Origin of the sequence: Streptomyces sp. NPDC048197 (assembly GCF_043202395.1) — a bacterium.
Taxonomy (GTDB): Bacteria; Actinomycetota; Actinomycetes; order Streptomycetales; family Streptomycetaceae; genus Streptomyces; species Streptomyces siderophoricus.
This window is the reverse complement of the sequence record NZ_JBIDAJ010000010.1, coordinates 225,043-250,941: the sequence shown is the minus strand read 5'-3', so window position 1 is coordinate 250,941 and position 25,899 is coordinate 225,043. Positions and strand designations below refer to the sequence as shown.

Below are 25,899 nucleotides of genomic sequence, written 5' to 3'. Positions count from 1 at the left end.
ACTCCCCCAACGGGAGGGGACAGACCGGAGGACGAAGTCTGTAGGGCTGGCACCGCACCCAACACCCACCCAGCCCGCCGCAGGCGCAACGGCGAGACCACCCGCGGCGGAAAAGACGAGTACGTAGGGGGCGCCGCAAAGCGCAACGGAGACCAAGCCCCGCGATGGGAAAGCCAAGTACGTACGGGGCGCCGCAAAGCGCAACGGCGAACAACAACCGCGGCGCCGCAGACAGGTACGTGCGGGGCACCGCAAAGCGCAACGGCGAGCAACGACCACGGCGCTGCAGCCGAGTACGTGGGAATCAAGCCCCAAGGGCCCGCGCCAAGTGGGAGAAGAAGCGGCTGTGGGCGAGGCGGCTGCACGGCGCTTCCGGGTTCCAGGGCAGGAGGCGTACGTGCGCCTCCAGTGCGCGCCAGTGGGCGTCGGCGCGCAGGGTCTCGGGGCGCGCCGCGTTGGAACGGGCGTCGATGAGGATGATGTCGGGGGCCAGTCCGGCCGCCTCCGCCCAGCCGACCGTGGACCAGTTGACGCCCGCGCCGGCGGGCGGTTCCACCAGGTTCACGCCGTGCTCGGCGAGTGCGCGCAGGTCCGGCCAGGAGCTGGGGCGGGCCAGATGGACCCGCTCGGGGCCGGCGGGCGACAGGGCCAGGACCCGGGGGCGGGCCGGGCCGCCGGCCGCCTGCCGCAGGGCGTCCTCCGCGGCGTCCAACTCCCTTGCCATGCCCAGTGGTTCGCCCCGGCCGAGGGAGCCGGCCAGTGCCGCGAAGCGTTCGCGGACCTCGGCCAGGCTCCGGCCCGGGCCCACCGCGACGGTGGCGACCGGTACGTGTGCCTCCAGCTCCAGCGCGGTCTTCTGCTCCAGGCCGTAGAGCTGCTCGCCGTCGTACGTCACCGCCACCACGAGGTCCGGCTCGGCCTCCAGCAGCGCGTCGGGGTGCAGCGCGGCGCCCGCGCCCAGATAGGGGATCTCCGCCAGCGGCAGCTCACCGCCCTTGGCGGGGTCGGGGGCGGCGCCGTCGTGCTGCGACCCGAACAGGCCCACCGGGCGTATGCCGTGATCCCACAGGGTCGCCCCGGCCTGTATGTACGTCACCAGCCGTGCCGGCCGCTGTCCGGCCACCACCAGGCGCCCCCGGTCGTCGGAGAACTCCCACGGTGTGCGCTGCTCCATGACCCGCCGCCCTTTCAGTGTCGTCCGCCATGAGGTGTGCCGCTCGCGAGGATTGCCCGCCGGCGTCGGCGGATACCTGCCCATCGCGCCACTTCCGCACCCCTCCGGGCCCGCCGCGGCCCGTCGTGACCGACCGGCTGATCGCCGGCGCAACACGAACCCGGCACGCTGATCGAGCGTCACGGTATTGCCACGGATGGTGACATGCTTCTACGGTGTCTCCTTCTCGAGCGGAATCTACGGGTGTAGACCGGTCATGACATGGCGTCAGGCAGGCACGGGTAGACGGGCAGGGAGCTGACATGGTGAGCCGTACGGTCGTCCGGGGCGGACTGGTGATCACCGCCGCCGATGAGATCCACGCCGATGTCCTGGTGGAGGACGGGCGGATCGCCGCCCTCGCCGCGCACGGCAGTCCGACCGCCGACAGCTGGGCGGCCGCCGCCGACCGCACCCTGGACGCCACCGGCAAGTACGTCATCCCGGGCGGTGTCGACGCCCACACCCACCTGGACTTCCCGTTCGGCGGGACGGCCTCCTCGGACACCTTCGAGACCGGTACCCGCGCGGCGGCCTGGGGCGGCACCACCACCATCGTCGACTTCGCCGTCCAGTCCCGCGGCGCCTCGCTGCGCGCCGGCCTGGACACCTGGCACGCCAAGTCCGACGCCCAGTGCGCGATCGACTACGCGTTCCACATGATCCTCTCCGACGTCAACGAGCACACCCTCAAGGAGATGGACCTCCTGGTGGCCGAGGGCGTCACTTCGTTCAAGCTCTTCACGGCCTACCCGGGCGTCTTCTACAGCGACGACGGGCAGATCCTGCGCGCCATGCAGCGCTGCGCCGACAACGGCGGGCTGGTGATGATGCACGCCGAGAACGGCATCGCCATCGACGTACTGGCCGAACAGGCGCTGGCCGCCGGCCGCACCGACCCGCGCTACCACGGTGAGGTCCGGCACGTCCTGCTGGAGGCCGAGGCCACCCACCGCACCATCCAGCTCGCCCGGGTCGCCGGCGCCCCGCTCTACGTCGTCCACGTCTCCGCCGAGGAGGCCGTCGCCGAGATCACCCAGGCCCGCGACAAGGGGCTGAACGTCTTCGGCGAGACCTGTCCGCAGTACCTGTTCCTGTCCACCGACAACCTCGCCGAGCCGGATTTCGAGGGCGCCAAGTACGTCTGCTCCACGCCGCTGCGGCCGCGCGAGCACCAGGCGGCGCTCTGGCGGGGCTTGCGCACCAACGACCTCCAGGTGGTCTCCACCGACCACTGCCCGTTCTGCTTCAAGGGCCAGAAGGAGCTCGGCCGCGGCGACTTCACCAAGATCCCCAACGGGATGCCGGGCATCGAGAACCGGATGGACCTCCTCCACCAGGGCGTCGTCGAGGGCCGGATCAGCCGCCGCCGCTGGATCGAGATCGCCTGCGCCACCCCGGCCCGGATGTTCGGCCTCTACCCGAAGAAGGGCACCATCGCCCCTGGCGCCGACGCCGACCTCGTCATCTACGACCCCGGGGCCGAGCAGACGGTCTCCGCCCGGACCCACCACATGAACGTCGACTACTCGGCCTACGAGGGCAAAGCGCTCACCGGCCGGGTCGAGACGGTCCTCTCGCGCGGCGAACTCGTCATCGACCGCCGGGAGTTCACCGGACACGCGGGCCACGGCCAGTACATCCCGCGTGGCACCTGCCAGTACCTCATCTAAGGAGCGCCGCCGTGGACTTCGGAGTTGTCCTGCAGGCCGACCCGCCCTCCGCCGCCGTCGTGTCCCTCATGCGGCGCGCCGAGCGCAACGGCTTCCGCTACGGCTGGACCTTCGACTCGGTGGTCCTGTGGCAGGAACCGTTCGTCCTCTACAGCCGCATCCTGGAACACACCGACCGGCTGATCGTCGGCCCGATGGTCACCAACCCCTCCACCCGTGCCCCCGAGGTCACCGCCTCCACCTTCGCCACCCTCAACGAGATGTACGGCAACCGCACCGTCTGCGGCATCGGCCGCGGCGACTCCGCGATGCGGGTGGCCGGCCGGCGGCCCAACACCCTGGCCCGGCTGGGCGAGGCGATCGGCACCATCCGCGACCTGGCCGAGGGCCGCGAGGCCGACCTCGGCGGCGGCCACCTCGTCCGCATCCCGTGGATCCGGGGCGGCCGCCTCCCGGTCTGGATGGCCGCGTACGGCCCGAAGGCCCTGGCCATGGCGGGCCGGCTGGCCGACGGCTTCATCCTCCAGCTCGCCGACCCCTTCCTGACCGAGTGGATGATCAAGGCGGTACGCCAGGCCGCGGTGGACGCCGGCCGCGACCCGGCCGCCGTCACGATCTGCGTCGCCGCCCCCGCCTACGTGGGCGAGGACCTCGACCACGCCCGCGAGCAGTGCCGCTGGTTCGGCGGCATGGTCGGCAACCACGTCGCCGACCTCGTCGCCCGCTACGGAGAGCACTCCGGCATGGTCCCCGACGAGCTGACCGACTACATCAAGGCCCGCACGGGCTACGACTACGCCCACCACGGCCGCGCCGACAACCCCGACACCGCCTTCGTCCCCGACGCCATCGTCGACCGCTTCTGCCTCCTCGGCCCGCCCGCCGCCCACCGCGAAAAGCTCCGGGCGCTCAAGGCCCTGGGCGTCGACCAGTTCGCCGTCTACGCCATGCACGACGCCAAGGAAGCCACCCTCGACGCCTACGGGACGGACATCATCCCGGCGTTCAGGGAGGCGTAGCGGGGGAGGACGGCAGGGCACGCGGGCCGGCCACCGTGCCGTCCCGCCCCCGCCCTACTCCACCCCTTCCGCCAGCCCCGCCAGCAGCCTGGGCAGGGCCGTTCCGATGGGCTCCCGTACGACCTCGTCGGCGAGCGGGTCGTACGGTGTCGGCTCGGCGTTGACGATGATCAGTCGCGCGCCGTGCTCCGCCGCGACCCCGGCGAGCGAGGCCGCCGGCTGGACCTGGAGCGTGGTCCCGACGGCGATGAACACCTCGGCGGCCTTGGCCACGCCCAGCGCCGTCCCCAGCACCTGCGGATCCAGCCGCTCGCCGAACATCACCGTCGCCGACTTCAGGATCCCGCCGCACACCAGGCAGTCCGGATCGGGCTCACCGGCCGCCACCCGCGCCAGCGCGTCCGCCATCGAGGACCGCGCATGGCACCGCGTACACGTCACCGCCCGCACCGTCCCGTGCAGCTCCAGCACCTTGCGCTCGGGCACCCCGGCGAGCTGGTGCAGCCCGTCCACGTTCTGTGTGATCACCCGCACCGGCGTCCCGGACCGCTCCAGCAGTGCCACCGCCTCGTGCGCCGCGTTCGGCTTCGCCCGGAACGCCGGACTCTCCCGCCGCATCTGCCACGACCGCCGCCGGATCTCCGGGTCGCTCATGTACGCGTCATACGTCACGAGCTTCTCGGCCTCCGGGTCCCGCCGCCACAGCCCGTTCGGCCCCCGGTAATCAGGAATCCCCGAGTCCGTGGAAATCCCCGCCCCACTCAGAATCCCCACGAGCACCCGCCGAGTCCGGCCCCCGCCCCCTGCACCACTACTGCTCATGGGGCCGAGGGTACGCAGCGGGGGTGGCCGTCGGCGAGGGAATTGGGCCTGGGGCGGGGGTGTTCCCCGTGCCGACATGAGGGAGAGAGTGGGCGGGTACGGATCGGGGGCGTCGGTGCGGGTGGGCTCTGGGCGGGAGTGGGGCGGAGCGGGGCCGCGGGACGTGGGAGAGATGAGGAGTTGCGGCGACGTGTTCACCACCCGGCCCACCCTTCAGGGCACCTTCGGGATGGTCTCCAGTACGCACTGGCTGGCCTCGCAGTCGGCGATGGCGGTGCTGGAGGACGGGGGCAACGCCTTCGACGCGGCGGTGGCGGCCGGGTTCGTACTGCAGGTGGTCGAGCCGCATCTGAACGGGCCCGCGGGCGAGGTGCCGATCCTGCTGGCGCCCGCCGGCGGACCGGTGCGCGTGCTGTGCGGGCAGGGACCGGCACCGGCCGGGGCGAGCGTGGCGCACTACACCTCGCTGGGGCTGGCGCTCGTTCCGGGCACCGGGCCGCTCGCCGCCGCCGTCCCCGGGGCCTTCGACGCCTGGATGCTGCTGCTCCGCGACCACGGCACCAAGTCGCTCGCCGAGGTCCTGCGGTATGCCATCGGCTACGCCGAGCACGGGCATCCCGCCGTCGAGCGGATCGGCCGGACCGTCGAGACCGTCCGGGAGCTCTTCGAGACGGAGTGGACGTCGTCCGCCGAGATCTACCTGCCCGGCGGGACGGCGCCCGCCCCGGGCGGACTGCTCAGGAACCGCCCGCTGGCCGCCACCTGGCGGCGGCTCCTCGCGGAGGCGGAGGCCGCCTCGGCCGGACGTGAGGCGCAGATCGAGGCGGCCCGCCGTATCTGGCGCGAGGGCTTCATCGGCGCGGCGCTCGCCGACATCGCGGCCCGCCCGGCCATGGACACCACCGGCGAACGGCACGCCGGCACCCTCACCGGTGACGACCTGGCCGCCTTCTCCGCCACCTACGAGGCGCCGGTCACCCATGACTGGAACGGCTGGACCGTGGCCAAGGCGGGCGGCTGGTCGCAAGGGCCCGCCTTCCTGCAGCAACTCGCCCTGCTGCCCGACGAGTTGCCCGCCTACGGCAGCCCCGAGTACGTCCATCTGCTCATCGAGGGCTGCAAGCTGGCGATGGCGGACCGGGAAGCCTGGTACGGCGACGCGGACGAGGTGCCGCTCCGCACCCTGCTCGGCGACGGGTACAACGCCGCCCGCCGGGCGCTCATCGGCGAGCACGCCTCGTACGAGCTGCGGCCCGGCAGCCCGGACGGCCGTACCCCGCGGATCAGCAAGCACGCGACGGCGGCGGCGGCCGGCGAGGACCACTACGGCGGCCCGGCGGCTCCCGGGACCGAGAGCGGCCTCTCCGTGAGCGGGGCGGGCGAGCCGACCGTAGGAGGCGGGGTGCCCGCGGACGTCGCGCCCGAGGTGGACCGCACGGGCGCCACCCGGGGCGACACCTGCCATCTCGACGTCGCCGACCGCTGGGGCAACCTCGTCTCCGCCACCCCTTCCGGCGGCTGGCTGCAGTCCAACCCCGTCGTCCCCGCCCTCGGCTTCCCGCTCGGCACGCGGTTGCAGATGGCCTGGCTGGAGGAGGGCCTGCCGAACTCGCTCACCCCGGGGCGCCGCCCCCGCACCACCCTCACCCCGTCCCTGGCGCTGCGCGACGGCGTGCCGGTGATGGCCTTCGGCACACCGGGCGGTGACCAGCAGGACCAGTGGCAGCCGCATTTCTTCCTGGCGGTGGCGCTGCGCCCGAAGGTCCGCGGCGGCCTCGACCTGCAGGGCGCCATCGACGCCCCGAACTGGCACAACGACTCCTTCCCGGGGTCCTTCTTCCCGCGCGGGATGCGGCCGGGCAGCGTGACCGTGGAATCCCGGATCGGCACGGCGACCATCGAGGCGCTGCGGCGGCGTGGCCATCTGGTCACGGTCGGCGACGCATGGTCCGAGGGGCGGCTGTGCGCGGTGGCGCGGGACCCGGAGACCGGGGTGCTGTCCGCGGCGGCCAATCCGCGCGGGATGCAGGGGTACGCGGTCGGGCGTTGAGCCCGGCATCTGGCCGTACACCCGGTGGCACCCGGAGTTCACCTTGCGGCCGGCTGCTGTGTCAGTGGCTCATGGTTCGATGGACACATGATCGAAGCACTTCGTACCCAAGAACCGGGAGACACCACGAACATCACCGATGCCGCTGCCGTCACGCACGTCGCCGATGTCACCGATACCGATGTGACCGATACCGCGGTAACCGATACCGAGGTCACCGGTGTCGCCGATGCGGCGGGCGCCTCCATGGCCCTCTCGCCCGACCTGTCCGGGCTGGACCTGGCGGCCGTCGACGCCGCCATCCGCCGTGCCGCGGCCGACGAGATCATGCCCCGCTTCCGGCAGCTCGCCGTCGAGGACATCGTCGAGAAGAACGGCCCGCACGACCTCGTCACCACCGCCGACCGGCGCGCCGAGGAGCACCTGACCGTCGCCCTGACCGCCCTGCTGCCCGGCTCCCTGGTGGTCGGCGAGGAAGCGGTGCACGCCGACCCCGGCGTGCTCGACGCGCTGCACGGCGACGCCCCCGTCTGGATCGTCGACCCGGTCGACGGCACCCGCCAGTTCGTCCACGGCGACCCCGGCTTCGCCACCCTCGTCGCGCTCGCCCACCGCGGAGAGCTGCTCGCCTCCTGGACGTACGCCCCCGCGCTCGGCCTGATGGCCGTCGCCCGCCGCGGCGCCGGCGCCGAGCTGAACGGCGTCCCGCTGCGCACCGGCAGCCCCGCCCCGGACGCGATCCTGGACGTCGCGACGTCCCACTACGACTTCACCGACAACGACCAGAAGCGGGTGCTGGCCGCCCTCGACACCGGCGGGATCGCCCCCCGGCCCTGCGGTTCGGCCGGCCTGGAGTATCTGCACATCGCCCGCGGTGACCTCGACGCCACGGCCTTCAGCTGGGAGAACCCCTGGGACCACGCCGCCGGCCTGCTGCTGGTCCACGAGGCGGGCGGCGCCAGCGGTACGGTCACCGGCCGGCCGTTCCGGATAACCGGCGGCAATGCGCTGCCCTTCACCGCCGCCCGGGACGCCGAAACCGCGCGGCGTATCCTCGGACTGCTGGCAGCCGCCAACTGATCCTCACCGACGAGGGTCGGACGTGAGGGGAGTGGCGCAGGTGCCGAGGATGCTCGATGCCGTCGTGATCGGGGCAGGACCCAACGGCCTGACGGCGGCCGTCGAACTGGCCCGGCGGGGAATGTCCGTCGAGGTCTTCGAGGCCCGCGACACCATCGGCGGCGGCGCCCGTACGGAGGAGCTGACGCTCCCCGGTTTCCGCCACGACCCCTGCTCGGCGGTGCACCCGACCGGCGCCGGCTCGCCGGCCTTCACGAAGATGCCGCTGGACCGCTACGGCCTGGAATGGGTGCACCCCGAGCTGCCGATGGCGCACCCGTTCCCGGACGGTACGGCCGCGGTGCTCGCGCACTCCGTCGGCGAGACCGCGATGTCGTTCGGCCCGCGCGACGCCGGCGCGTACCGCCGGCTGGTGGCGCCGTTCATCGGCAGGTGGGACGCCATGGCCCAGGACTTCCTGCGGACGCAGTGGCTCGGGGTCCCCTCCGACCCGCTGACCTACGCCCGCTTCGGCCTGGTCGCCGCGCAGCCGGTCACCCTCCTCAACCGCCGCTTCCAGGGCGAGAAGGCCCGCGCCCTGATGGCCGGCCTCGCGGCGCACGCCATCTCGCCGCTCGGCGGGCTCGGGACGTCCGGCATCGCCCTGATGTTCGCGCTCGCCGCGCACGCCAACGGCTGGCCGGTGGCGCGCGGCGGCTCGCAGGCCATCTCCGACGCGCTGGCCGGGCTGCTGCGGGCGCACGGCGGGGCGGTGCACACCGACTTCGAGGTCAAGCGGCTGGACGACCTGCCGCCGGCCCGCGCGTACGTCTTCGACACCTCGCCGACCGCGCTGGCCCGGATCGCCGGCCTGGGCAACGCCTACCGCGACGTCACCTACGGCCCCAGCGTCTTCAAGATCGATTACGCCATGGCGGAACCGGTGCCGTGGACGGCCCCGGCCGCCCGCCGGGCCGGCACCGTCCACATCGGCCCCACCAGCGCCGAGATCGGCGCCGCGCTCAGCGCCGCCGTGCACGGCCAGGACCCGTCCGTCCCGTTCCTGATCACCGCGCAGCCCAGCCTGATCGACGACACCCGCGCCCCCGAGGGCAAGCACGTCTTCTGGGCGTACGGCCACGTCCCCAACGGCTGGGAGGGCGACGCCACGGAGCTCGTCGAGCGGCAGATCGAACGTTTCGCCCCCGGCTTCCGCGACCTCGTGCTGGCCCGCGCGGTCGCCGGCCCGCCGGAGATCGCCGCCCGCAACGCCAATTACGTCGGCGGCGACACGGCCACCGGCTCCGCGGCCGGCCTGCGCCTGCTCATCCGCCCCAAACTCGCCCGCGTCCCCTACGAGACCGCCCACCCCGCGGTCTTCCTCTGCTCCCAGGCCACCCCGCCCGGCCCGGGCGTCCACGGCATGTCGGGCCACTACGCCGCCAAGGCGGTCTGGCGTCGCCTGCGCGCGAACCGTCGCTGAGCCGAGCGGCTCCGCGTCCTACGCTCGTCCCATGAGTTCCGACCGCGCCGCAGCCCACGCTCCCCGCGTCACCCTCGTCCAGGGCGACCTCACCGAACAGGCCGTCGACGCCGTGGTGAACGCCGCCAACTCCTCGTTGCTGGGCGGCGGGGGAGTGGACGGCGCCATCCACCGGCGCGGCGGCCCGGACATCCTGGCCGAGTGCCGCGCCCTGCGCGCCTCCCACTACGGCCGCGGCCTGCCCACCGGCCGGGCCGTCGCCACGACCGCCGGCCGACTGCCCGCCCGCTGGGTCATCCACACCGTCGGCCCGGTCCACTCCACGTCCGAGGACCGCAGCGACCTGCTGGCCTCCTGTCACCGCGAAGCGCTCCGGGTGGCCGACGAACTCGGCGCCCGCACGGTCGCCTTCCCGGCCATCTCCACCGGCGTCTACGGCTGGCCGGTGGAGGACGCCGCGCGGATCGCGGTGGAGACGGTGCGGAGCACGGAGACCGCGGTGGAAGAGGTGCGGTTCGTCCTCTTCGACGAACGGGCGTATGCGGCGTTCGCGGCGCAGATGCGCTGACCCGGTGGGGGAGGGCCGGAACGGCGGCCTCCTACGCGTGCCTTGCGAGGCGGCCAAAGGTCATTACATGCCGCACATTTCCCGTATTTTCCGTGTTGCGCGTTTGTGGCCTCCTGGGCTGGCGTCGTCCCGCGTCGCGGTCGTAGCGTGGCGGGGAAGGAGCACGACCGCCCCGCGGGAACGCCGGCCCCGACCGAGTGCCGGCCCCGACCGAGTGCCGGGCCCCGCGTCGCAGCCGGTGCGTACGCATACGAAGCGGTTGAGGAGCGGGTATGCGAGCTCAGCGTGCGAAAACAGCAATTCTGGTCTGTGCCGGGGCAGCACTCGCGGTGGCCGGCGTATCGGCGCCGGCCCCCGCCTCGTCGGCACCACGAACTCGGCCCGGCGCGGCGGTCGTCGACTGCGCCGAGAATCCGCAGGTCCGCCCGGGCACCTTCATGCTCGCGTGCGGCGACGGCAACAACGTCCTTACGTCGCTTCGCTGGTCGCGCTGGCAGCCGCAGTCGGCGGTGGCCGAGGGTCGGGACATGGTCAACGACTGCCGGCCCTACTGCGCGGCGGGCCACTTCCACAGCTACCGCGTCCGGGTGCGCCTCGACGAACCGCAGCACCGCCCGGGCCACCCCGGTCAGTGGCACTACACCCGGATCACCCTGACCTACCCCGCCGACCGGCCGGCGGACACACCGCGCGTGGTCACCACCCGTCTCTGGAACTGACCACACGTCACATCGCCCTGCACCGGCGGCCTTTACCGCCGCTGCCCTGGCGAGCTCTCCTTCCGCCCCTTGCGCAGCCGGCCCTCCTCCTCCGCCGCAACTGGCCGATGAAATGGGCTACTTGACGGGCAGCGGAGGGCGCGTCAATACCGCTCCGGGCGGGACTCCTGAACGCGCCACGTCAGGGCGAAACTCCCCTGCTCCGTGCGTAGTCGAGGCCCGTGAGGCCATCGTTGCCCCGGCCTCCCAGGCTCCGCCGAGCACCGGCCCCTGCACCAGTCCGGAGAAGGTGGTCTGCGGCATCCGTCGTTCGACGCCCGAGGGGCGGCTGGAGTCGCGCGAGGTCCGTATGCGCTACCACGCCCTGATCGGCGAAATGGACCGCACCCGTTGCGAGATGCGCGCCGAGGGCCGGAGCGAGGAGGAGATCGCCAGGCGGCTGGTGCGGATGCGCAACGACGCCAAGGACATCACCCGGGCCGGTATGAGCCCCGAGGAGGTCGCACGGCTCGAAGAGCGCAACATCGAGAAGTACGGCAACCCGCGTCCTTGCCCGTGTGAGGTGACCACCGCGGCATGATCCGTCGCCCTGGGGCATACGGCCAAATCCCAACTTCCCTTCCCATGAACGTAGTTGGCCAGGCGGGGCCAGGCCATCCACGCAGGGAACCACGAAGTCGGGGCCGTACCGCAGGGTTCCGATAGCGTGACGCCATGCGTCCCTTGAGCGACAGCTATCCGCCCATCGAGCCGTACGACGCCGGGATGCTCGACGTCGGTGACGGCAACCTCGTGTACTGGGAGGTGTGCGGCAACCCCCGGGGGAAGCCCGCACTGGTCGTCCACGGGGGGCCGGGTTCGGGGTGTACGGCCCGGGCGCGCCGATACTTCGACCCGGACCGCTATCGGGTGGTGCTCTTCGACCAGCGCGGGTGCGGGCGTTCCACCCCGCATGTCGGTGACCCCGCGATGGACCTGCGGCACAACACCACCGCGCATCTGCTCGCCGACATGGAACGGCTCCGCCGGCACGTGGGCATCGAGCGCTGGCTGCTGTTCGGCGGGTCATGGGGTTCCACGCTGATCCTGGCGTACGCGCAACGGCACCCGGAGCGGGTCTCGGAGATCGTCATCCCGGGCGTCACCACGACCCGGCGCTCGGAGATCGACTGGCTGTACCGGGGGGTCGGCCGCTTCTTCCCCGAGGCGTGGGAACGCTTCCGGGACGGGGCGGCGCGGGGTGCGCGGCGCGTGGACGGGCCAGGTGGTGCGCATGCGGATGGTGTGCATGCGGACGGGGCTGAAGCTGGGGCTGGGGCAGGGGCAGGGGCAGGGGGCGGGGACCTGGTCGCGGCGTATGGGCGGCTGATGGGCGATCCCGATCCGGCCGTACGGGAGCGGGCCGCCGCGGACTGGTGTGCGTGGGAGGACGCGGTGCTCTCCATGGAGCCGCACGGCTCCGCCCACCCCTACGGGGACCGGCCGTCGACGGCGCGACTGGCGCTGGTCCGGATCTGCGCGCACTACTTCTCGCACGGTGCGTGGCTGGAGGAGGGCGTCCTGCTGCGCGGGGCGGGGCGACTCGCGGGCATCCCCGGGGTGCTCATCCACGGCCGCCAGGACCTGAGCAGTCCGCTCGACACCGCCTGGGAGCTGTCCCGGACCTGGACCGATGCCCGGCTGATCGTGATCGACGACGCCGGGCACAAGGGGAGCGGGCGGACCCGCGCCGAGGTGATCGCGGCGCTGGACCGGTTCGCGCGGTGAGTCGCGACCGTTTCGTGAGGTGAGGTGCGGTCGCCGCGTGAGGTGAGGTGCGGTCGCCGCGTGAGGTGAGGTGCGGTCGCCCGGCGCGGTGAGCAGGAGGAGCCGGCGGCGCGAGGCCCGCCTGACCGGCGCCACCATCCCTGGGCGATCTGCGCCGGACCTGGTAGCCCGACGTTGATGTCGGATTTCCGCCAGCCCCGGCCGCCCCGCTGCGGAATCCTTGAGGCATGCACACCGACACCGAGCGCTGTGTGCGCGCCGTACAGTCCAAGGACGCCCGCTTCGACGGGTGGTTCTACACGGCCGTGCTCACCACCCGCATCTACTGCCGGCCCAGCTGTCCCGTGGTGCCGCCCAAGCCCCGGAACATGCGCTTCTACCCGAGCGCGGCCGCGGCGCAGCAGGCCGGTTTCCGGGCCTGCAAACGGTGCCGGCCGGACGCCAGCCCGGGGTCGCCGCAGTGGGACGAGCGGGCCGACCTCGTCGCCCGCGCCATGCGGCTGATCGCCGACGGCATCGTCGACCGCGAGGGCGTCCCCGGCCTCGCGTCCCGGCTCGGGTACAGCACCCGGCAGATCGAACGCCAGCTGCTCGCCGAACTCGGGGCCGGCCCCCTCGCCCTGGCCCGGGCCCAGCGGGCGCAGACCGCCCGGCTGCTGGTGGAGACGACGCAGCTGCCGATGGCCGAGGTCGCCTTCGCCGCCGGGTTCGCCAGCATCCGCAGCTTCAACGAGACGGTCCGCGAGGTGTTCGCGCTCGCCCCGACCGAACTGCGCCAGCGCGCCCGGCCGGACCGCCGGACGGTCGTCCCGGGCACGCTCGCGCTGCGGCTGCCGTTCCGCCGGCCGCTCAACCCCGACAACCTCTTCGGGCACCTCGCCGCCACCGCCGTACCGGGAGTCGAGGAGTGGCGCGACGGCGCCTACCGCCGCACCCTGCGCCTCCCCTACGGGCACGGCATCGTCGCCCTCGCGCCCCGCCCCGACCACATCGACTGCCGGCTCGCCCTCACCGATCTGCGCGACCTGGCCGGCGCCATCGCCCGCTGCCGCCGGCTGCTCGACCTCGACGCGGACCCGGAGGCCGTCGACGGGCTGCTGCGCGAGGACCCGGGGCTGGCCCCGCTGGTCGACAAGGCGCCCGGCCGCCGGGTCCCGCGGACCGTCGACGCCGATGAGTTCGCCGTCCGCGCGGTCCTCGGCCAGCAGGTCTCGACCGCGGCCGCCCGTACGCACGCCGGACGGCTGGTCCGCGCGCACGGCACCCCGGTCGAGGACCCGGGCGGCGGGCTGACCCACCTCTTCCCGCCCGCCACCGCGCTCGCCGGACTGGACCCGGAGGCGCTGGCCATGCCGCGGACCCGACGGGCCACCCTCCTCGGCGTCATCGGCGCGCTCGCCTCCGGGGAGCTGCAACTCGGGGTCGGCAGCGACCGCGAGGAGGCCCGCACCCGGCTCGCCGCGCTGCCCGGCGTCGGCCCCTGGACCGTCGAATGCATCGCCATGCGCGCGCTCGGCGATCCGGACGCCTTCACCCCCACCGACCTCGGCCTGCGCCGCGCGGCCGCCGGTCTGGGCCTGCCGCACACCCCGGCCGCCCTCATCCGGCACTCCGCGATCTGGCGGCCCTGGCGGGCCTACGCCGTCCAGTACCTCTGGGCCACCGACGACCACCCCATCAACCACCTCCCCACGAACTGAGTCCGCTGCCATGACTGCCATGACTGCCACTACCGTGCACGCCCCCGCCCCCGACGCGCCCCTCACCCACACCGTCCTCGACGACACCCCGGTGGGCCCGCTCACCCTCGTCGCCGCCGGCGACGCCCTCACCGGCCTCTACATGACCGACCAGCGCCACCGCCCGCCCCAGGAGACCTTCGGCGCGCCGGCGGACCCCGACGACCCGCCGTTCGCCGCGGCCGCCCTCCAGCTCCGCGCGTACTTCCGCGGTGAGTTGACCACCTTCGACCTGCCGCTGTCGCTGCGGGGCACGCCCTTCCAGCGGCGCGTCTGGGCGGCGCTGTGCACGATCCCCTACGGGGAAACCCGGACGTACGGGCAACTCGCCGCGCTGCTCGGCACGCCCGGCGCGGCCCGCGCGGTCGGCCTGGCCAACGGCCGCAACCCGGTCGGCATCATCGTCCCCTGCCACCGCGTGGTCGGCGCCGACGGCAGCCTGACCGGCTACGGCGGCGGCCTCGACCGCAAACGACGACTGCTGACCTTCGAACGGACGCAGGAGGGCCTCTTCCCGGCAGCGGAGGGTCTCTTCCCGGAGGAAGAGGGCCTCTTCCCGGCGCAGGAGTGCGGCTGACGGGGCGGCGGCGGACTGAGGAGGGGGAGGGCGGGGCCGGGCCCGGGTCCCCTACGGGGCGGTCGAACAGATCCCGTAGGGGACGCGGACGCCCCTTGCGGGCCACAACGCGGTGGGGGTGCGGCGCATTCCCGTGGCGCAGGCGCGAGTTGAGCGCGAGGACACTGCCGCAGCCCTGCGTCTCCGGTGACCTGGTGCGGCACCGGTGTCGGCGGTGTTCTGGTGCCGCACGGGGGTAAGGGGGCCGGGGGGTGCGGCGAATTCCCGTGGCGCAGGCGCGAGTTGAGCGCGAGGACACTGCCGCGCCCCCGCGTCTTCCGGTCCCGGCGCCGCACCGGTGTGTCCACGGCGGCCCGGTGCCGCACCGGTGTGTCGACGGCGCCCCCGTGCCGTCCTGGTGTGCCCACGGTCCCCAGGCGGCGCCTACGGCGTGCCCGGGGGGCGGAGTCCGTTGAGCAGGGCGCGGACGGTTTCGGTGGCGAAGTCCCGCTCGTCTTCGGGGAGCAGGGCGCCGGCGGGTGCCTTGGCGTCGAAGAACAGGTCGAGGAAGGCGCGGTGGAAGCAGGCGCCGATGAGCAGCGTGGCGGCCGCGTGCGGGTCGATGCCGGGGGCGATCCGGCCGAGGTTCTGCTCGGCCGTCAGGTAGGCGGCCAGGTGCTGGACGGCGTTCTGCGGCCCGTCGGTGCCCAGTTCGTCCAGCTTGCGCCGGTGGGTGTCCAGCAGCTCGGGGCTGGCGAAGAGCGAACCGGCGATCGGGAACGAGCGCCGGTAGAAGCGCAGGGCCGTCAGCGCCACCTCCTCCAGATGCCGGGCCGGCCCGCCCTCGGCCCCGACGGCGTCCGGCAGCCGGCGCAGCGCGTCCGAGAACCGCGGTGCGCGCTCGTGCAGCACCCGGACGAAGATCTCTTCCTTGTTGCGGAAGTGCTTGTAGAGCGCCGCCTCGGAGCAGCCGGCCTCCCGGGCGATCTGCTTCGTCGTCGTACGGGTCAGGCCCACGGTCGTCATCAGCGCGGCGGCGGCGTCGAGGATGCGGGAGCGCGTCAGCGCGCCTCCGGTCAGGGGAGCGGCGGCGTCGGAGGTCATGGGCAGAGCCTACCTTGACAGGTGGGTGAATACTCACTCACCCTGGTTGGTGAGCGCTCACTCACCTGGCTCGTCCCGTTCGATCCTGGGCGTGCGTAGGGGGCGTTCGCCCTGCTCGTTCCGGTTCTCCGCTCGTTCCGCGGCCCAGCTCGTCCCGGGAGGGACCATGAAACTCACCGTCCTCGGCGCGTCCGGCGGCGTCGGCCGGCAGCTCGTCACCCACGCCCTGGCCGACGGCCACCAGGTGACCGCCGCGCTGCGCAGCCCGGAGAAGCTGACCGAGCGCCACGAGCGGCTGACGGTCGTCCGCACCGACCCGTTGGACCCCGCCTCCGTCAAGACCGTGGTCGAGGGCGCCGACGCGGTGCTCTCCGGCATGGGCCAGGCCGGCCGGCACGATCCGCTGCGCCCGGCGTCCACCTCGGCCCGGGCCGTGGTCGAGGCGATGACCGCCACCGGCGTACGGCGGCTCCTGGTGGTCAGCGCGGGCCCGATCAACCGCACCGGCGCCGGCCAGCCGTTCCTCAGCCACCGGGTGTTCGGGCCGCTGCTGTGGGCGGCCCTCAAGGAGGTCTACACCGACCTGACGCGGATGGAGGCGGTACTGCGCGACAGCGGCCTCGACTGGACCGCGGTCCGCCCGCCCCGCCTGCTCGACCGCCCCGGCGAGGGCCGCTACCGCCATGCCGTCGAGGCCGGACCGGCCGGTTCCGTCATCGCCCGCGCCGACGTGGCCCGGGCCATGCTCGACTTCGTCACCGACCCCCGCACCTACGGCCACGCGGTCGGCGTCAGCCGCTGACCGCGGACCCACTACGGCGGACCCACTACGGCGGACCGTCACCCCCGAAGACGGTGCGGCGACCACACACCAAGACGGTGCGACGGCCACGCCCCGCTCACCCGCGCCCCTACGACGCCGCCCCGACCACACCCCGCACCTCGTCCACCAGCCGCTCAGCCTCCGCCAGCGAGCCCCGCAGCTCGCCTCCGGTGTGGCCGAGGCGGGCGAGCAGGGTGGTGGCGCGGTCGGCGAAATCAGGTGGGGTGTCGGGCAGGGCCGCGGCGGCCGCGAGGGCGCCCTTCTCGTTGAGGCACCAGGCGCCGTGGTGTGCGTGCAGGGCCTGGACGAGCTGGCCGACGGCACGGGACAGACACAGGGCCGCGTGCAGTACGTCCTGTGCCGCGGACGACTTGCCCGCCATCGCCACCGAGAAGCCGGCATCCCAGACCGCCGTGCCCGACAGGGACGTACGGAGCGCCGGCGGATACGCGCGGGTCTCCTCCTTGAGGCCGGACAGCTCTCCGGCGGTGTCGGCGAGCACCCGGCCCAGTGCCACCTCGCCCGGGTATGCGGGCGACCAGAAGCCGAGCGGATGACCGGCCTGCATCCCGGTCTCGAAGCGGCCCGCCCGGCAGTCCTCCCAGACCCGCCGCACCCGGTCGAGGTCGCGCAGGATCCAGTCCACATGGCGGCCGTCGGGCAGTACGAGCCAGGCCCCGCCGTTCACCCACGGCCCCCAGGCCCCCGGCCCGAACACCTCGACCGGCCCGCCGGTCACCTCGGTGGCCAGCGCCTCCAGCGCCTTCAGATCCGGCTCGCCCCGGTAATACACCCCCAGGTCCCAGTCGGAGTCCGCCCGGTGCGTCCCCCGCGCCCGGCTCCCCCCGAGCATCACCCCGACGACTCCCGGCACCTGCGCGATCCTGGCGGCGATCTCTTCCATGCCAGCCACCCTAGGATCCCGGGTGGCCGGCGATCACGTCATTTTCGGGCGGCGAACGCTCCCGCGGGCGGGACGCCGTCCTCCAGTTCCGCCGGGCCGCCGCCGTCCGCGAGGGCCTTCAGGGCGGCGCCGATGCGCAGGGCCATCTCCTGGCTGACCAGGGTCCGGGCCTCCTCCCAGTCGACCAGGCGCCAGGACAGCAGTTCCTCTTCCTGGAGCCGGATCGCCGCGAAGCGGTCCGCGTCCAGCACCCCGCCGTCGAAGAGGTACGACACCAGCGGCGGCCGCCCCTGCCCGCGGACCCAGTCGACCGCGAGCAGCGGGCCCAGCTCGACGTCCAGGCCGATCTCCTCGGCGGTCTCGCGGCGGGCGGCCTGGCGCGGCGACTCGCCGTCGTCCGACTCGACGGTGCCGCCCGGCAGGATCCAGGTGTCGCGGTAGTTGGGCTCCACGAGCAGGATGCGGCCCTGCGCGTCACGGAGGAGGGCGCCGGCGCCCGCGAGCACGCGGGGCAGGCCGGCGATGTAGGTGGCGTAGTCCAAGGTCGTCACGGGCGCGAGCCTAGAGCCTGCCCGGGGGATCTTCGAGGCGCATTCCGGGGCGCTCGAAGCGTCCGCGTACCGGAGTGCCCTGTTCGCGGCGCCGCGCGCCGGATAAGGTCGCAGCGGCGCGACTGCCAGTTCGAAAGCAAGGGGAAACACGGTGGCGGACGCAGCAAGGACACACACAGCACATGTGCTGATCGCCGCGGACAAGTTCAAGGGTTCGCTCACGGCCGTCGAGGTCGCCGAGCACGTCACGGCCGGTCTGCGGCGCGTGGTCCCCGGTCTGGACGTGGCGGCCGTCCCGGTCGCGGACGGCGGTGACGGGACCGTCGCCGCGGCACTCGCGGCCGGCTTCACCCGCCACGAAGCGCGGGTCACCGGCCCCACCGGCACCCCGGTGACGGCCACCTTCGCGCTGCGCGAGGACGGCACCGCGGTGGTGGAGATGGCGGAGGCGTCCGGCCTCCAGCACCTCCCCGAGGGCGTCTTCGCGCCCCTGACGGCCACCACGTACGGCACCGGCGAACTGCTGCTCGCGGCGCTGGACGCGGGCGCGACCACGATCGTCTTCGGCGTCGGCGGCAGCGCCACGACCGACGGCGGCGCGGGCATGCTCGCGGCGCTGGGCGCCCGGTTCCTGGACGCGGACGGCAATCCGGTGGCCCCCGGTGGCGGGCCGCTGCGCGAGCTGGCCACGGCCGACCTGTCGGGCCTGGACCCCCGGCTCGCCGGGACGGAGGTCGTGCTCGCCAGCGACGTGGACAATCCGCTCACCGGCCCCAAGGGCGCCCCGGCGGTCTACGGCCCGCAGAAGGGCGCGAGTGAGCAGGACGTCGCCACGCTGGACGCCGCGCTCGCGCACTACGCCCAGGTGCTGGAGCGGGCGGTCGGCCCGAAGGCAGCCGAGTACGCGCTGGCGCCCGGCGCGGGCGCGGCCGGTGGGATCGGCTACGGCGCGCTGGTCGGTCTGGACGCGACGTTCCGGGCCGGTATCGACGTGATGCTGGAGGTGCTCGGCTTCGCGCCGGCACTGGCCCGCGCCACGTTCGTGATCACCGGCGAGGGCTCGCTGGACGAGCAGACGCTGCACGGCAAGGCCCCGGCCGGTGTCGCCGCCGCGGCCCGGGCGGCGGGCCTGGACGTGGTGGCGGTCTGCGGCCGGCTCCAGCTGCCGCCGGAGGCCCTCACCCGGGCCGGTATCCAGCGTGCGTACGCGCTGACCGACCTGGAGTCCGACCCGGCCCGCTGCATGGCCGAGGCGGGCCCGCTGCTGGAGCGGGCGGCGGAGAACCTCGCCCGCGACTTCCTGGTCTGACCGGACGGACGGCACCAACGCCGGAGCCCCGGGCGCGGTATGCGCCCGGGGCTCCGGCGTTGGTGAGAAGTGCCGCCCCCGCTAGGGGAGCTGGGCGGCCCGCGACTCGGCGCGGGACTCGCGTCGGTTGTCGCGGAAGGTGTTGACCCGGCGGGCCGTGGCGAACACCGGGATCATGGCGCCCAGCACGATCTGCAGCGAGCAGCCGGTCTGCAGCAGCAGCTGGCCGCCGGGCGCGTCCAGTGCCCAGGCCGCGAGCATGCCCATGCTGAGCACGATCCAGCTGAGCATCGCCACCGCGAGCCGGCCCCGCGGCTTGGGGTACTCGACCCGGCTCACCATCAGCCAGGCCACCCCGATGATCGCCAGCAGCGTCGGCAGGAACGGCAGCTCCAGCAGCACGATGGCGACGACGGTCAGCGCGCCGAACGGGCTCGGCATGCCCTGGAAGATGCCGTCACGCAGGGTGACGCAGGAGAAGCGCGCGAGCCGCAGCACCACCGCCAGCAGCACCACCACCGCCGCGACGACCGACACCCGCTGGTGCGCGTCCTGGGCGACCATGCCCCAGGTCACGACGAAGTACGCGGGCGCCAGTCCGAAGCTGATCAGGTCGGAGAGGTTGTCCAGCTCGGCCCCCATCGCCGAGGCCCGCAGCTTGCGTGCCACCAGCCCGTCGAAGAGGTCGAAGACCGACGCGAACAGCATCAGGATCACGGCCATGGCCGCGCTGTGCCGGGCCATTCCGCCGTCCTCGGTCCCCGTCAGGTGCGGGATGAGGACGCCGGTGGTGGTGAAGTACACCGCCATGAAGCCGCAGATGGCGTTGCCGAGGGTGAGGGTGTCCGCTATTGACAGCCGCGTCGACAGCGGCATGTCGTCCTCGTCCCCGTCCGTCTCGGGCGCCCAGCCCGCCTGCGTCTCAGGATCAATCACGGTCAAGACGTGTCACCCCCGCGGTGGTGGCCTGGCCGACCTCGACCGCGACCTCGACGCCCGCCGGGAGGTAGACGTCGACGCGCGAGCCGAAGCGGATCAGCCCGATCCGCTCGCCCTGCTCCACCTTGGTGCCCTGGGGCACGTAGGGGACGATGCGGCGGGCCACCGCGCCGGCGATCTGCACCATCTCGATGTCGCCGAGCTCGGTGTCGAAGTGCCAGACGACCCGCTCGTTGTTCTCGCTCTCCTTGTTGAACGCCGGAACGAACCCGCCGGGGATGTGCTCCACGGACGTCACCGTGCCGGCCAGCGGCGCGCGGTTGACGTGGACGTTCAGCGGGCTCATGAAGATTGCGACGCGGGTGCGCCCGTCCTTCCACGGCATGATGCTCTGCACCACGCCGTCGGCCGGGGAAATGACGCGGCCCTGGGCAATCTCCCGCTCCGGGTCGCGGAAGAACCACAGCATGCCCGCCGCCAGTGCGGTGGTGGGCACGGCAACAGCGGCCCAGCGGCCCGACCGGCGGGACCGGGCGAGGCTGACCGCCGCCGTGGCAACGGTCGGCAGGAGCCACGGCGACGCTCCGCGCGCGAGGCGGACGCGACCGCGTTGTGCAGAGGATTGGCTGTGGGGCATGGATGACCTTCGTAGCGGAGGATGCCGCGTAGGGATACGGGGGACGGCGGCTTTCCCGGATGCTATCGGTTGCGAGCGGCAACTGGCCAAGAGCCAGAGCCAATCCGTGGCCGAAGAACAATGACGGGGTGTGATCTTCGTCTAGGCCAAAACGACCTAAACCGGACATTCACGCCTGGATTCGGTACTCCTCCAGTAGCCGGCGACCAATGATCATTTTCTGGATCTCGGCGGTACCTTCACCGATCAGGAGCATCGGGGCCTCCCGGTAGAGGCGCTCGATCTCGTATTCCTTGGAGAAGCCGTACCCGCCATGGATGCGGAACGCGTCCTCCACGACCTCCTTGCAGTACTCGGAGGCGAGGTACTTCGCCATGCCCGCCTCCAGGTCGTTTCGCTGACCGGAGTCCTTTTTGCGAGCAGCATTAACCATCATGGCATGGGCAGCTTCAACCTTTGTCGCCATTTCGGCCAGTTTGAACTGGATCGCCTGGTGCTGGGCGATCGGCTTCCCGAAGGTGTGCCGCTGCTGCGCGTAGGAAACGCCCAGCTCGAAGGCGCGCTGGGCGACGCCGCAGCCGCGCGCGGCGACATTGACCCGGCCGACCTCGACGCCGTCCATCATGTGATAGAAGCCACGTCCGGTCTGGCCGCCGAGCACCCGGTCGGCCGGGATGCGCAGCCCGTCCATGATCAGCTCGGTGGTGTCGACGCCCTTGTAGCCCATCTTGTCGATCTTGCCCGGAATGGTCAGGCCGGGCCGCACCTCACCGAAGCCGGCCTCCTTCTCCACGAGGAAGGTGGTCATCGACTTGTGCGGAGCGGTGCCCTCCGGGTGCCCCTCGTCGGTACGGCACAGCACCGCCACGAGCGTGGACGAACCACCGTTGGTGAGCCACATCTTCTGGCCGGTCAGGACGTAATCGTCGCCGTCCCGCACACCCTTGGAGGAAATGGCCGAGACGTCCGAGCCGAGCGCCGGCTCCGACATCGAGAAGGCGCCCCGGATTTCGCCGGCCGCCATCTTCGGCAGGAAATAGTCCTTCTGCTCCTGCGTGCCGTGCTGCTTGAGCATGTACGCCACGATGAAGTGCGTGTTGATGATGCCCGAGACGCTCATCCAGCCGCGGGCGATCTCCTCGACGGTCAGCGCGTACGTGAGAAGGGACTCACCCAGCCCGCCGTACTCCTCGGGAATCATCAGGCCGAACACGCCGAGTTCCTTCAGGCCCTCGACGATCTGCGTCGGGTATTCGTCGCGGTGTTCCAGTTCCGTGGCGACCGGCAGGATCTCCTTGTCCACGAAGTCGCGGACGGTGGAGAGGATTTCCCGCTGGATGTCGGTCAGGCCCTCGGTCTGCGCAAGACGGGTCATGGCGGTCACTTCTCCTTCTTGGCCGCGGGGGCCGCCGGCTCGGGGCGGCCGGGCTGCTCGCCGCCGCGCTCCTTGATGTACGTGGCCGTGGGGACCATGACCTTGCGGCGGAAGATGCAGACCAGGGTGCCGTCCTGCTTGTAGCCCTTGGTCTCCACGTACACGATCCCGCGGTCCGACTTCGACTTCGAGGGCGTCTTGTCGAGCACCGTGGTCTCGCCGTAGATCGTGTCGCCGTGGAAGGTCGGCGCGACGTGCTTCAGCGACTCGATCTCGAGATTGGCGATGGCCTTTCCGGAGACGTCCGGCACCGACATGCCCAGCAGCAGCGAATAGATGTAATTGCCGACCACGACGTTCTTGCCGAAGTCGGTGGTCTGCTCCGCGTAGTTGCTGTCCATGTGCAGCGGGTGATGGTTCATCGTGAGCAGACAGAAGAGGTGGTCGTCGTATTCGGTGACCGTTTTCCCCGGCCAGTGCTTGTACACATCGCCGACGGTGAACTCTTCATAGGTGCGGCCGAACTGCATCGCGCTCATGCCTCCGGGGCTTCGAACTTGGATGTACGGATCATGCCGGCGGCCCGGCCCTTGCCGGCGACGACCAGCGCCATCTTCCGGCTCGCCTCGTCGATCATCTCGTCACCGAGCATCGCGGATCCCTTCCTGCCGCCCGCCTCCGAGGTGTGCCACTCGTAGGCGTCCAGGATCAGCTCGGCGTGGTCGTAGTCCTCCTGGGACGGTGAGAACACCTCGTTGGCGGCCTCGGCCTGGCCCGGGTGCAGCACCCACTTGCCGTCGAAGCCGAGTGCCGCGGCGCGGCCGGCGACCTCCCGGTACCCCTCCACGTTCTTGATCTGAAGGTAGGGGCCGTCGATGGCCTGCAAATCGTAGGTCCGTGCCGCCATCAGAATGCGCATCAGAATGTAGTGATACGCGTCCGCGCCATAGCCGGGCGGCTGCTCGCCGACCACCAGGGACTTCATGTTGATCGACGCCATGAAGTCGGCCGGGCCGAAGATGAGGGTCTCCAGCCGCGGCGAGGCACCGGCGATCGCGTCGACGTTCACCAGGCCCTTGGCGTTCTCGATCTGCGCCTCGATGCCGATCCGGCCGACCTCGAAGCCCATGGTCTTCTCGATCTGTGTCAGCAGCAGGTCCAGCGCCACGATCTGCTGGGCGTCCTGGACCTTGGGCAGCATGATGCAGTCCAGGTTCGGCCCCGCGCCCTCGACGACCGTGATGACGTCCCGGTACGTCCAGTGCGTCGTCCAGTCGTTGACCCGCACGACCCGGGTCTTGCCGGTCCAGTCGCCCTCGTTCAGCGCCTCGACGATCGTGTGCCGGGCGCCCTCCTTGGCGAGCGGCGCGCAGGCGTCCTCCAGGTCCAGGAACACCTGGTCCGCGGGGAGGCCCTGGGCCTTCTCCAGGAAGCGCGGATTGCTGCCGGGTACCGCGAGGCAGGAGCGCCGAGAGCGGAGGGTGCCGCCCCGCAGGGGCGCCGTCTCGGGGCGGTGGTGGGAGACGGGTGGGAGCAGCCGGTTCACCGCCGTCATGCGGGGACCTCCAAGGGGTCGAGCTGGTTCGCCGTCCGGATCTCGTCGACGATACGGCCGATGATCTCCGTAATACCGAAGTCCTTCGGCGTGAAGACGGCCGCCACTCCGGCCTCTCGCAGCGCGGTCGCATCGGCCGAGGGAATGATGCCGCCGACGATGACCGGGATGTCGTCCACGCCGGCCCGCCGCAGCCGGGCCAGCACGTCCGGCACCAGCTCGGCGTGCGAGCCGGAGAGGATGGACAGGCCCACGCAGTGCACGTCCTCGGCGACCGCCGCCGAGACGATCTGCTCCGGCGTCAGCCGGATGCCCTGGTAGATCACCTCGAAGCCGGCGTCCCGGGCGCGTACCGCGATCTGCTCGGCGCCGTTGCTGTGCCCGTCCAGTCCGGGCTTGCCGACCAGCAGCCGCAGCTTGCCGCTGCCGAGCTCGGCCGCCGTCTTGGCGACCTTCTCGCGGACCGCGGCCAGCGGGCTGCCCGCCTCGGCCGGTACCGCCAGCGGGGCGCTGGAGACGCCCGTGGGCGCCCGGAACTCGCCGAAGACGTCCCGCAGGGCCCAGGCCCACTCGCCGGTCGTCACACCGGCACGGGCGCACTCCAGGGTCGCCGCGAAGAGGTTGGTGTCGCCGGCCGCCGCCTTCTTCAGCGCCGACAGCGCCTCCTGGGCGCGGCCCTCCTCGCGGTTGTCCCGCCAGTCGTGCAGCCCCCGCACCACCCGCGCCTCGTTGGCCGGGTCGACGGTCATGATGGCGGTGTCGAGGTCCGCGGTGAGCGGGTTGGGCTCGGTGGACTCGAAGCAGTTCACCCCGACGATCTTCTCCTCGCCGGCCTCGATCCGGCCCCGCCGCTCGGCGTGCGCGGACACCAGCTGCGACTTGAGGTAGCCGGACTCCACCGCGGCCATCGCGCCGCCCATCTCCTGGATCCGCTCGATCTCGGCCAGGCAGTCGGTGACCAGCGCGTCCACCTTGGCCTCGATGACGTGCGAGCCGGCGAAGATGTCCTCGTACTCCAGCAGGTCGCTCTCGTGCGCGAGGACCTGCTGGATGCGCAGCGACCACTGCTGGTCCCAGGGCCGGGGGAGGCCCAACGCCTCGTTCCAGGCCGGGAGTTGAACGGCCCGGGCGCGGGCGTCCTTCGACAGTGTCACGGCCAGCATCTCCAGCACGATCCGCTGGACGTTGTTCTCCGGCTGGGCCTCGGTCAGGCCGAGCGAGTTGACCTGGACGCCGTAGCGGAAGCGCCGCTGCTTGGGGTTCTCGATGCCGTACCGCTCGCGGGTGATGTGGTCCCAGATGCGGCCGAAGGCGCGCATCTTGCACATCTCCTCGATGAACCGGACGCCGGCGTTCACGAAGAAGGAGATGCGGGCGACCACGTCGCCGAACTTCTCCGGCGGCACCTGCCCGGAGTCCCGCACGGCGTCGAGCACGGCGATCGCGGTGCTCATCGCGTACGCGATCTCCTGGACCGGCGTCGCACCGGCCTCCTGGAGGTGGTACGAGCAGATGTTGATGGGGTTCCACTTGGGGATGTGGGCCACCGTGTACGTGATCATGTCGGTGGTGAGCCGCAGGCTCGGCCCCGGCGGGAAGACGTGCGTCCCGCGCGAGAGGTACTCCTTGACGATGTCGTTCTGGGTCGTCCCCTGGAGCTTGGTGATGTCCGCGCCCTGCTCCTCCGCGACGACCTGGTAGAGCGCCAGCAGCCACATGGCGGTGGCGTTGATGGTCATCGAGGTGTTCATCTGGTCCAGGGGGATGTCCTGGAACAGCCGCCGCATGTCACCGAGGTGGGACACCGGGACCCCGACCCGGCCGACCTCGCCGCGGGCGAGGACGTGGTCGGGGTCGTAGCCGGTCTGCGTCGGCAGGTCGAACGCCACCGACAGACCGGTCTGGCCCTTGGCGAGATTGCGCCGGTACAGCTCGTTCGACGCCTCCGCCGTGGAGTGACCGGCGTACGTGCGCATCAGCCACGGCCGGTCCCGTTCCCTTCGCCCCTGGGACTGAGGGTGACGTTCTGTCATG

The 25,899-nt window shown here is 72.4% G+C and carries 24 protein-coding genes; 13 read left to right on the top strand and 11 right to left on the bottom strand.

Going from position 1 to position 25,899, the window contains the following annotated elements; all coding sequences use genetic code 11:
• Positions 1 to 304 precede the first annotated feature (304 nt).
• A complete protein-coding gene (locus ACGF4C_RS16825; RefSeq protein WP_393566924.1) occupies positions 305 to 1,174 on the bottom strand; it encodes an ABC transporter substrate-binding protein in 870 nt (289 codons plus the stop codon).
• Between the two features lie 302 nt (positions 1,175 to 1,476).
• On the opposite strand from ACGF4C_RS16825, the gene hydA reads away from it, so the two are divergent.
• Together hydA and ACGF4C_RS16815 are read left to right on the top strand one after the other, a co-directional pair.
• Entirely contained in the window at positions 1,477 to 2,886 is a 1,410-nt protein-coding gene (gene hydA, locus ACGF4C_RS16820) for a dihydropyrimidinase (protein ID WP_393566922.1), read from the top strand.
• An 11-nt stretch (positions 2,887 to 2,897) separates the two neighbouring features.
• Positions 2,898 to 3,905 carry a TIGR03842 family LLM class F420-dependent oxidoreductase gene (locus ACGF4C_RS16815; RefSeq protein ID WP_393566920.1) on the top strand — a complete coding sequence of 336 codons (1,008 nt, stop codon included), beginning with the start codon at positions 2,898 to 2,900 and terminating at the stop codon, positions 3,903 to 3,905.
• 54 nt (positions 3,906 to 3,959) lie between these two features.
• Here ACGF4C_RS16815 and ACGF4C_RS16810 read toward each other — a convergent pair whose 3' ends face one another.
• The gene (locus tag ACGF4C_RS16810; RefSeq protein WP_393566918.1) at positions 3,960 to 4,727 is read right to left on the bottom strand and encodes an NAD-dependent deacetylase; all 768 of its coding nucleotides are present in this window, start codon (positions 4,725 to 4,727) and stop codon (positions 3,960 to 3,962) included.
• A gap of 190 nt (positions 4,728 to 4,917) precedes the next feature.
• Here ACGF4C_RS16810 and ACGF4C_RS16805 point away from each other — a divergent pair, with 190 nt between their 5' ends.
• The 9 genes from ACGF4C_RS16805 to ACGF4C_RS16765 all read left to right on the top strand — a co-directional run bounded on the left by ACGF4C_RS16805 (position 4,918) and on the right by ACGF4C_RS16765 (position 14,689).
• Complete coding sequence (locus ACGF4C_RS16805; protein ID WP_393566917.1) at positions 4,918 to 6,777, top strand: gamma-glutamyltransferase family protein; 1,860 nt, start codon at positions 4,918 to 4,920, stop codon at positions 6,775 to 6,777.
• An 87-nt stretch (positions 6,778 to 6,864) separates the two neighbouring features.
• Positions 6,865 to 7,857 (top strand): inositol monophosphatase family protein, encoded by a 993-nt coding sequence (locus tag ACGF4C_RS16800; RefSeq protein ID WP_393566916.1) that lies wholly within the window; start codon positions 6,865 to 6,867, stop codon positions 7,855 to 7,857.
• Positions 7,858 to 7,897: 40 nt separating this feature from the next.
• Positions 7,898 to 9,319: a phytoene desaturase family protein gene (locus tag ACGF4C_RS16795; RefSeq protein WP_393566914.1), complete on the top strand. Its 1,422-nt coding sequence runs from the start codon at positions 7,898 to 7,900 to the stop codon at positions 9,317 to 9,319.
• A 31-nt stretch (positions 9,320 to 9,350) separates the two neighbouring features.
• Entirely contained in the window at positions 9,351 to 9,887 is a 537-nt protein-coding gene (locus ACGF4C_RS16790) for an O-acetyl-ADP-ribose deacetylase (RefSeq protein ID WP_393566913.1), read from the top strand.
• 272 nt (positions 9,888 to 10,159) lie between these two features.
• Positions 10,160 to 10,606 carry a hypothetical protein gene (locus ACGF4C_RS16785; protein WP_393566911.1) on the top strand — a complete coding sequence of 149 codons (447 nt, stop codon included), beginning with the start codon at positions 10,160 to 10,162 and terminating at the stop codon, positions 10,604 to 10,606.
• 289 nt (positions 10,607 to 10,895) lie between these two features.
• Positions 10,896 to 11,186, top strand: a complete 291-nt coding sequence (locus ACGF4C_RS16780) for a hypothetical protein (protein ID WP_393566910.1) — start codon at positions 10,896 to 10,898, stop codon at positions 11,184 to 11,186.
• 134 nt (positions 11,187 to 11,320) lie between these two features.
• Complete coding sequence (locus tag ACGF4C_RS16775; protein WP_393566908.1) at positions 11,321 to 12,373, top strand: alpha/beta fold hydrolase; 1,053 nt, start codon at positions 11,321 to 11,323, stop codon at positions 12,371 to 12,373.
• A gap of 227 nt (positions 12,374 to 12,600) precedes the next feature.
• The gene (locus tag ACGF4C_RS16770; protein ID WP_362143363.1) at positions 12,601 to 14,073 is read left to right on the top strand and encodes an AlkA N-terminal domain-containing protein; all 1,473 of its coding nucleotides are present in this window, start codon (positions 12,601 to 12,603) and stop codon (positions 14,071 to 14,073) included.
• Positions 14,074 to 14,092: 19 nt separating this feature from the next.
• Positions 14,093 to 14,689 carry a methylated-DNA--[protein]-cysteine S-methyltransferase gene (locus ACGF4C_RS16765; protein WP_393566906.1) on the top strand — a complete coding sequence of 199 codons (597 nt, stop codon included), beginning with the start codon at positions 14,093 to 14,095 and terminating at the stop codon, positions 14,687 to 14,689.
• 423 nt (positions 14,690 to 15,112) lie between these two features.
• On the opposite strand, the gene ACGF4C_RS16760 is transcribed toward ACGF4C_RS16765, so the two are convergent.
• Complete coding sequence (locus ACGF4C_RS16760) at positions 15,113 to 15,772, bottom strand: TetR/AcrR family transcriptional regulator (protein WP_393566905.1); 660 nt, start codon at positions 15,770 to 15,772, stop codon at positions 15,113 to 15,115.
• Positions 15,773 to 15,938: 166 nt separating this feature from the next.
• Here ACGF4C_RS16760 and ACGF4C_RS16755 point away from each other — a divergent pair, with 166 nt between their 5' ends.
• The gene (locus tag ACGF4C_RS16755) at positions 15,939 to 16,574 is read left to right on the top strand and encodes an NAD(P)-dependent oxidoreductase (RefSeq protein ID WP_393566903.1); all 636 of its coding nucleotides are present in this window, start codon (positions 15,939 to 15,941) and stop codon (positions 16,572 to 16,574) included.
• Positions 16,575 to 16,683: 109 nt separating this feature from the next.
• Here the strand turns inward: ACGF4C_RS16755 and ACGF4C_RS16750 are convergent, their stop codons facing one another.
• Complete coding sequence (locus tag ACGF4C_RS16750) at positions 16,684 to 17,499, bottom strand: nucleotidyltransferase domain-containing protein (protein WP_393566902.1); 816 nt, start codon at positions 17,497 to 17,499, stop codon at positions 16,684 to 16,686.
• A gap of 38 nt (positions 17,500 to 17,537) precedes the next feature.
• Positions 17,538 to 18,050 carry an NUDIX hydrolase gene (locus ACGF4C_RS16745; protein WP_362143372.1) on the bottom strand — a complete coding sequence of 171 codons (513 nt, stop codon included), beginning with the start codon at positions 18,048 to 18,050 and terminating at the stop codon, positions 17,538 to 17,540.
• Between the two features lie 184 nt (positions 18,051 to 18,234).
• Here ACGF4C_RS16745 and ACGF4C_RS16740 point away from each other — a divergent pair, with 184 nt between their 5' ends.
• A complete protein-coding gene (locus ACGF4C_RS16740; protein ID WP_393566954.1) occupies positions 18,235 to 19,359 on the top strand; it encodes a glycerate kinase in 1,125 nt (374 codons plus the stop codon).
• Positions 19,360 to 19,440: 81 nt separating this feature from the next.
• On the opposite strand, the gene pssA is transcribed toward ACGF4C_RS16740, so the two are convergent.
• The 6 genes from pssA to ACGF4C_RS16710 form a co-directional block, all read right to left on the bottom strand.
• Positions 19,441 to 20,301 carry a CDP-diacylglycerol--serine O-phosphatidyltransferase gene (pssA, locus tag ACGF4C_RS16735; protein ID WP_393566900.1) on the bottom strand — a complete coding sequence of 287 codons (861 nt, stop codon included), beginning with the start codon at positions 20,299 to 20,301 and terminating at the stop codon, positions 19,441 to 19,443.
• Positions 20,288 to 20,935, bottom strand: a complete 648-nt coding sequence (locus ACGF4C_RS16730) for a phosphatidylserine decarboxylase (protein WP_030412970.1) — start codon at positions 20,933 to 20,935, stop codon at positions 20,288 to 20,290. Before ACGF4C_RS16730 ends, pssA begins: the two co-directional genes overlap by 14 nt.
• A gap of 169 nt (positions 20,936 to 21,104) precedes the next feature.
• Entirely contained in the window at positions 21,105 to 22,310 is a 1,206-nt protein-coding gene (locus ACGF4C_RS16725; RefSeq protein ID WP_360949493.1) for an acyl-CoA dehydrogenase family protein, read from the bottom strand.
• Between the two features lie 5 nt (positions 22,311 to 22,315).
• Positions 22,316 to 22,840: a MaoC family dehydratase gene (locus ACGF4C_RS16720; RefSeq protein WP_362143531.1), complete on the bottom strand. Its 525-nt coding sequence runs from the start codon at positions 22,838 to 22,840 to the stop codon at positions 22,316 to 22,318.
• Between the two features lie 5 nt (positions 22,841 to 22,845).
• Positions 22,846 to 23,865, bottom strand: a complete 1,020-nt coding sequence (locus ACGF4C_RS16715) for an HpcH/HpaI aldolase/citrate lyase family protein (RefSeq protein WP_393566898.1) — start codon at positions 23,863 to 23,865, stop codon at positions 22,846 to 22,848.
• Positions 23,862 to 25,898, bottom strand: coding sequence for a protein meaA (locus ACGF4C_RS16710; RefSeq protein WP_393566896.1), 2,037 nt, complete (start codon positions 25,896 to 25,898; stop codon positions 23,862 to 23,864). The genes ACGF4C_RS16715 and ACGF4C_RS16710 overlap by 4 nt, the downstream gene beginning before the upstream one ends.
• Position 25,899 lies beyond the last annotated feature (1 nt).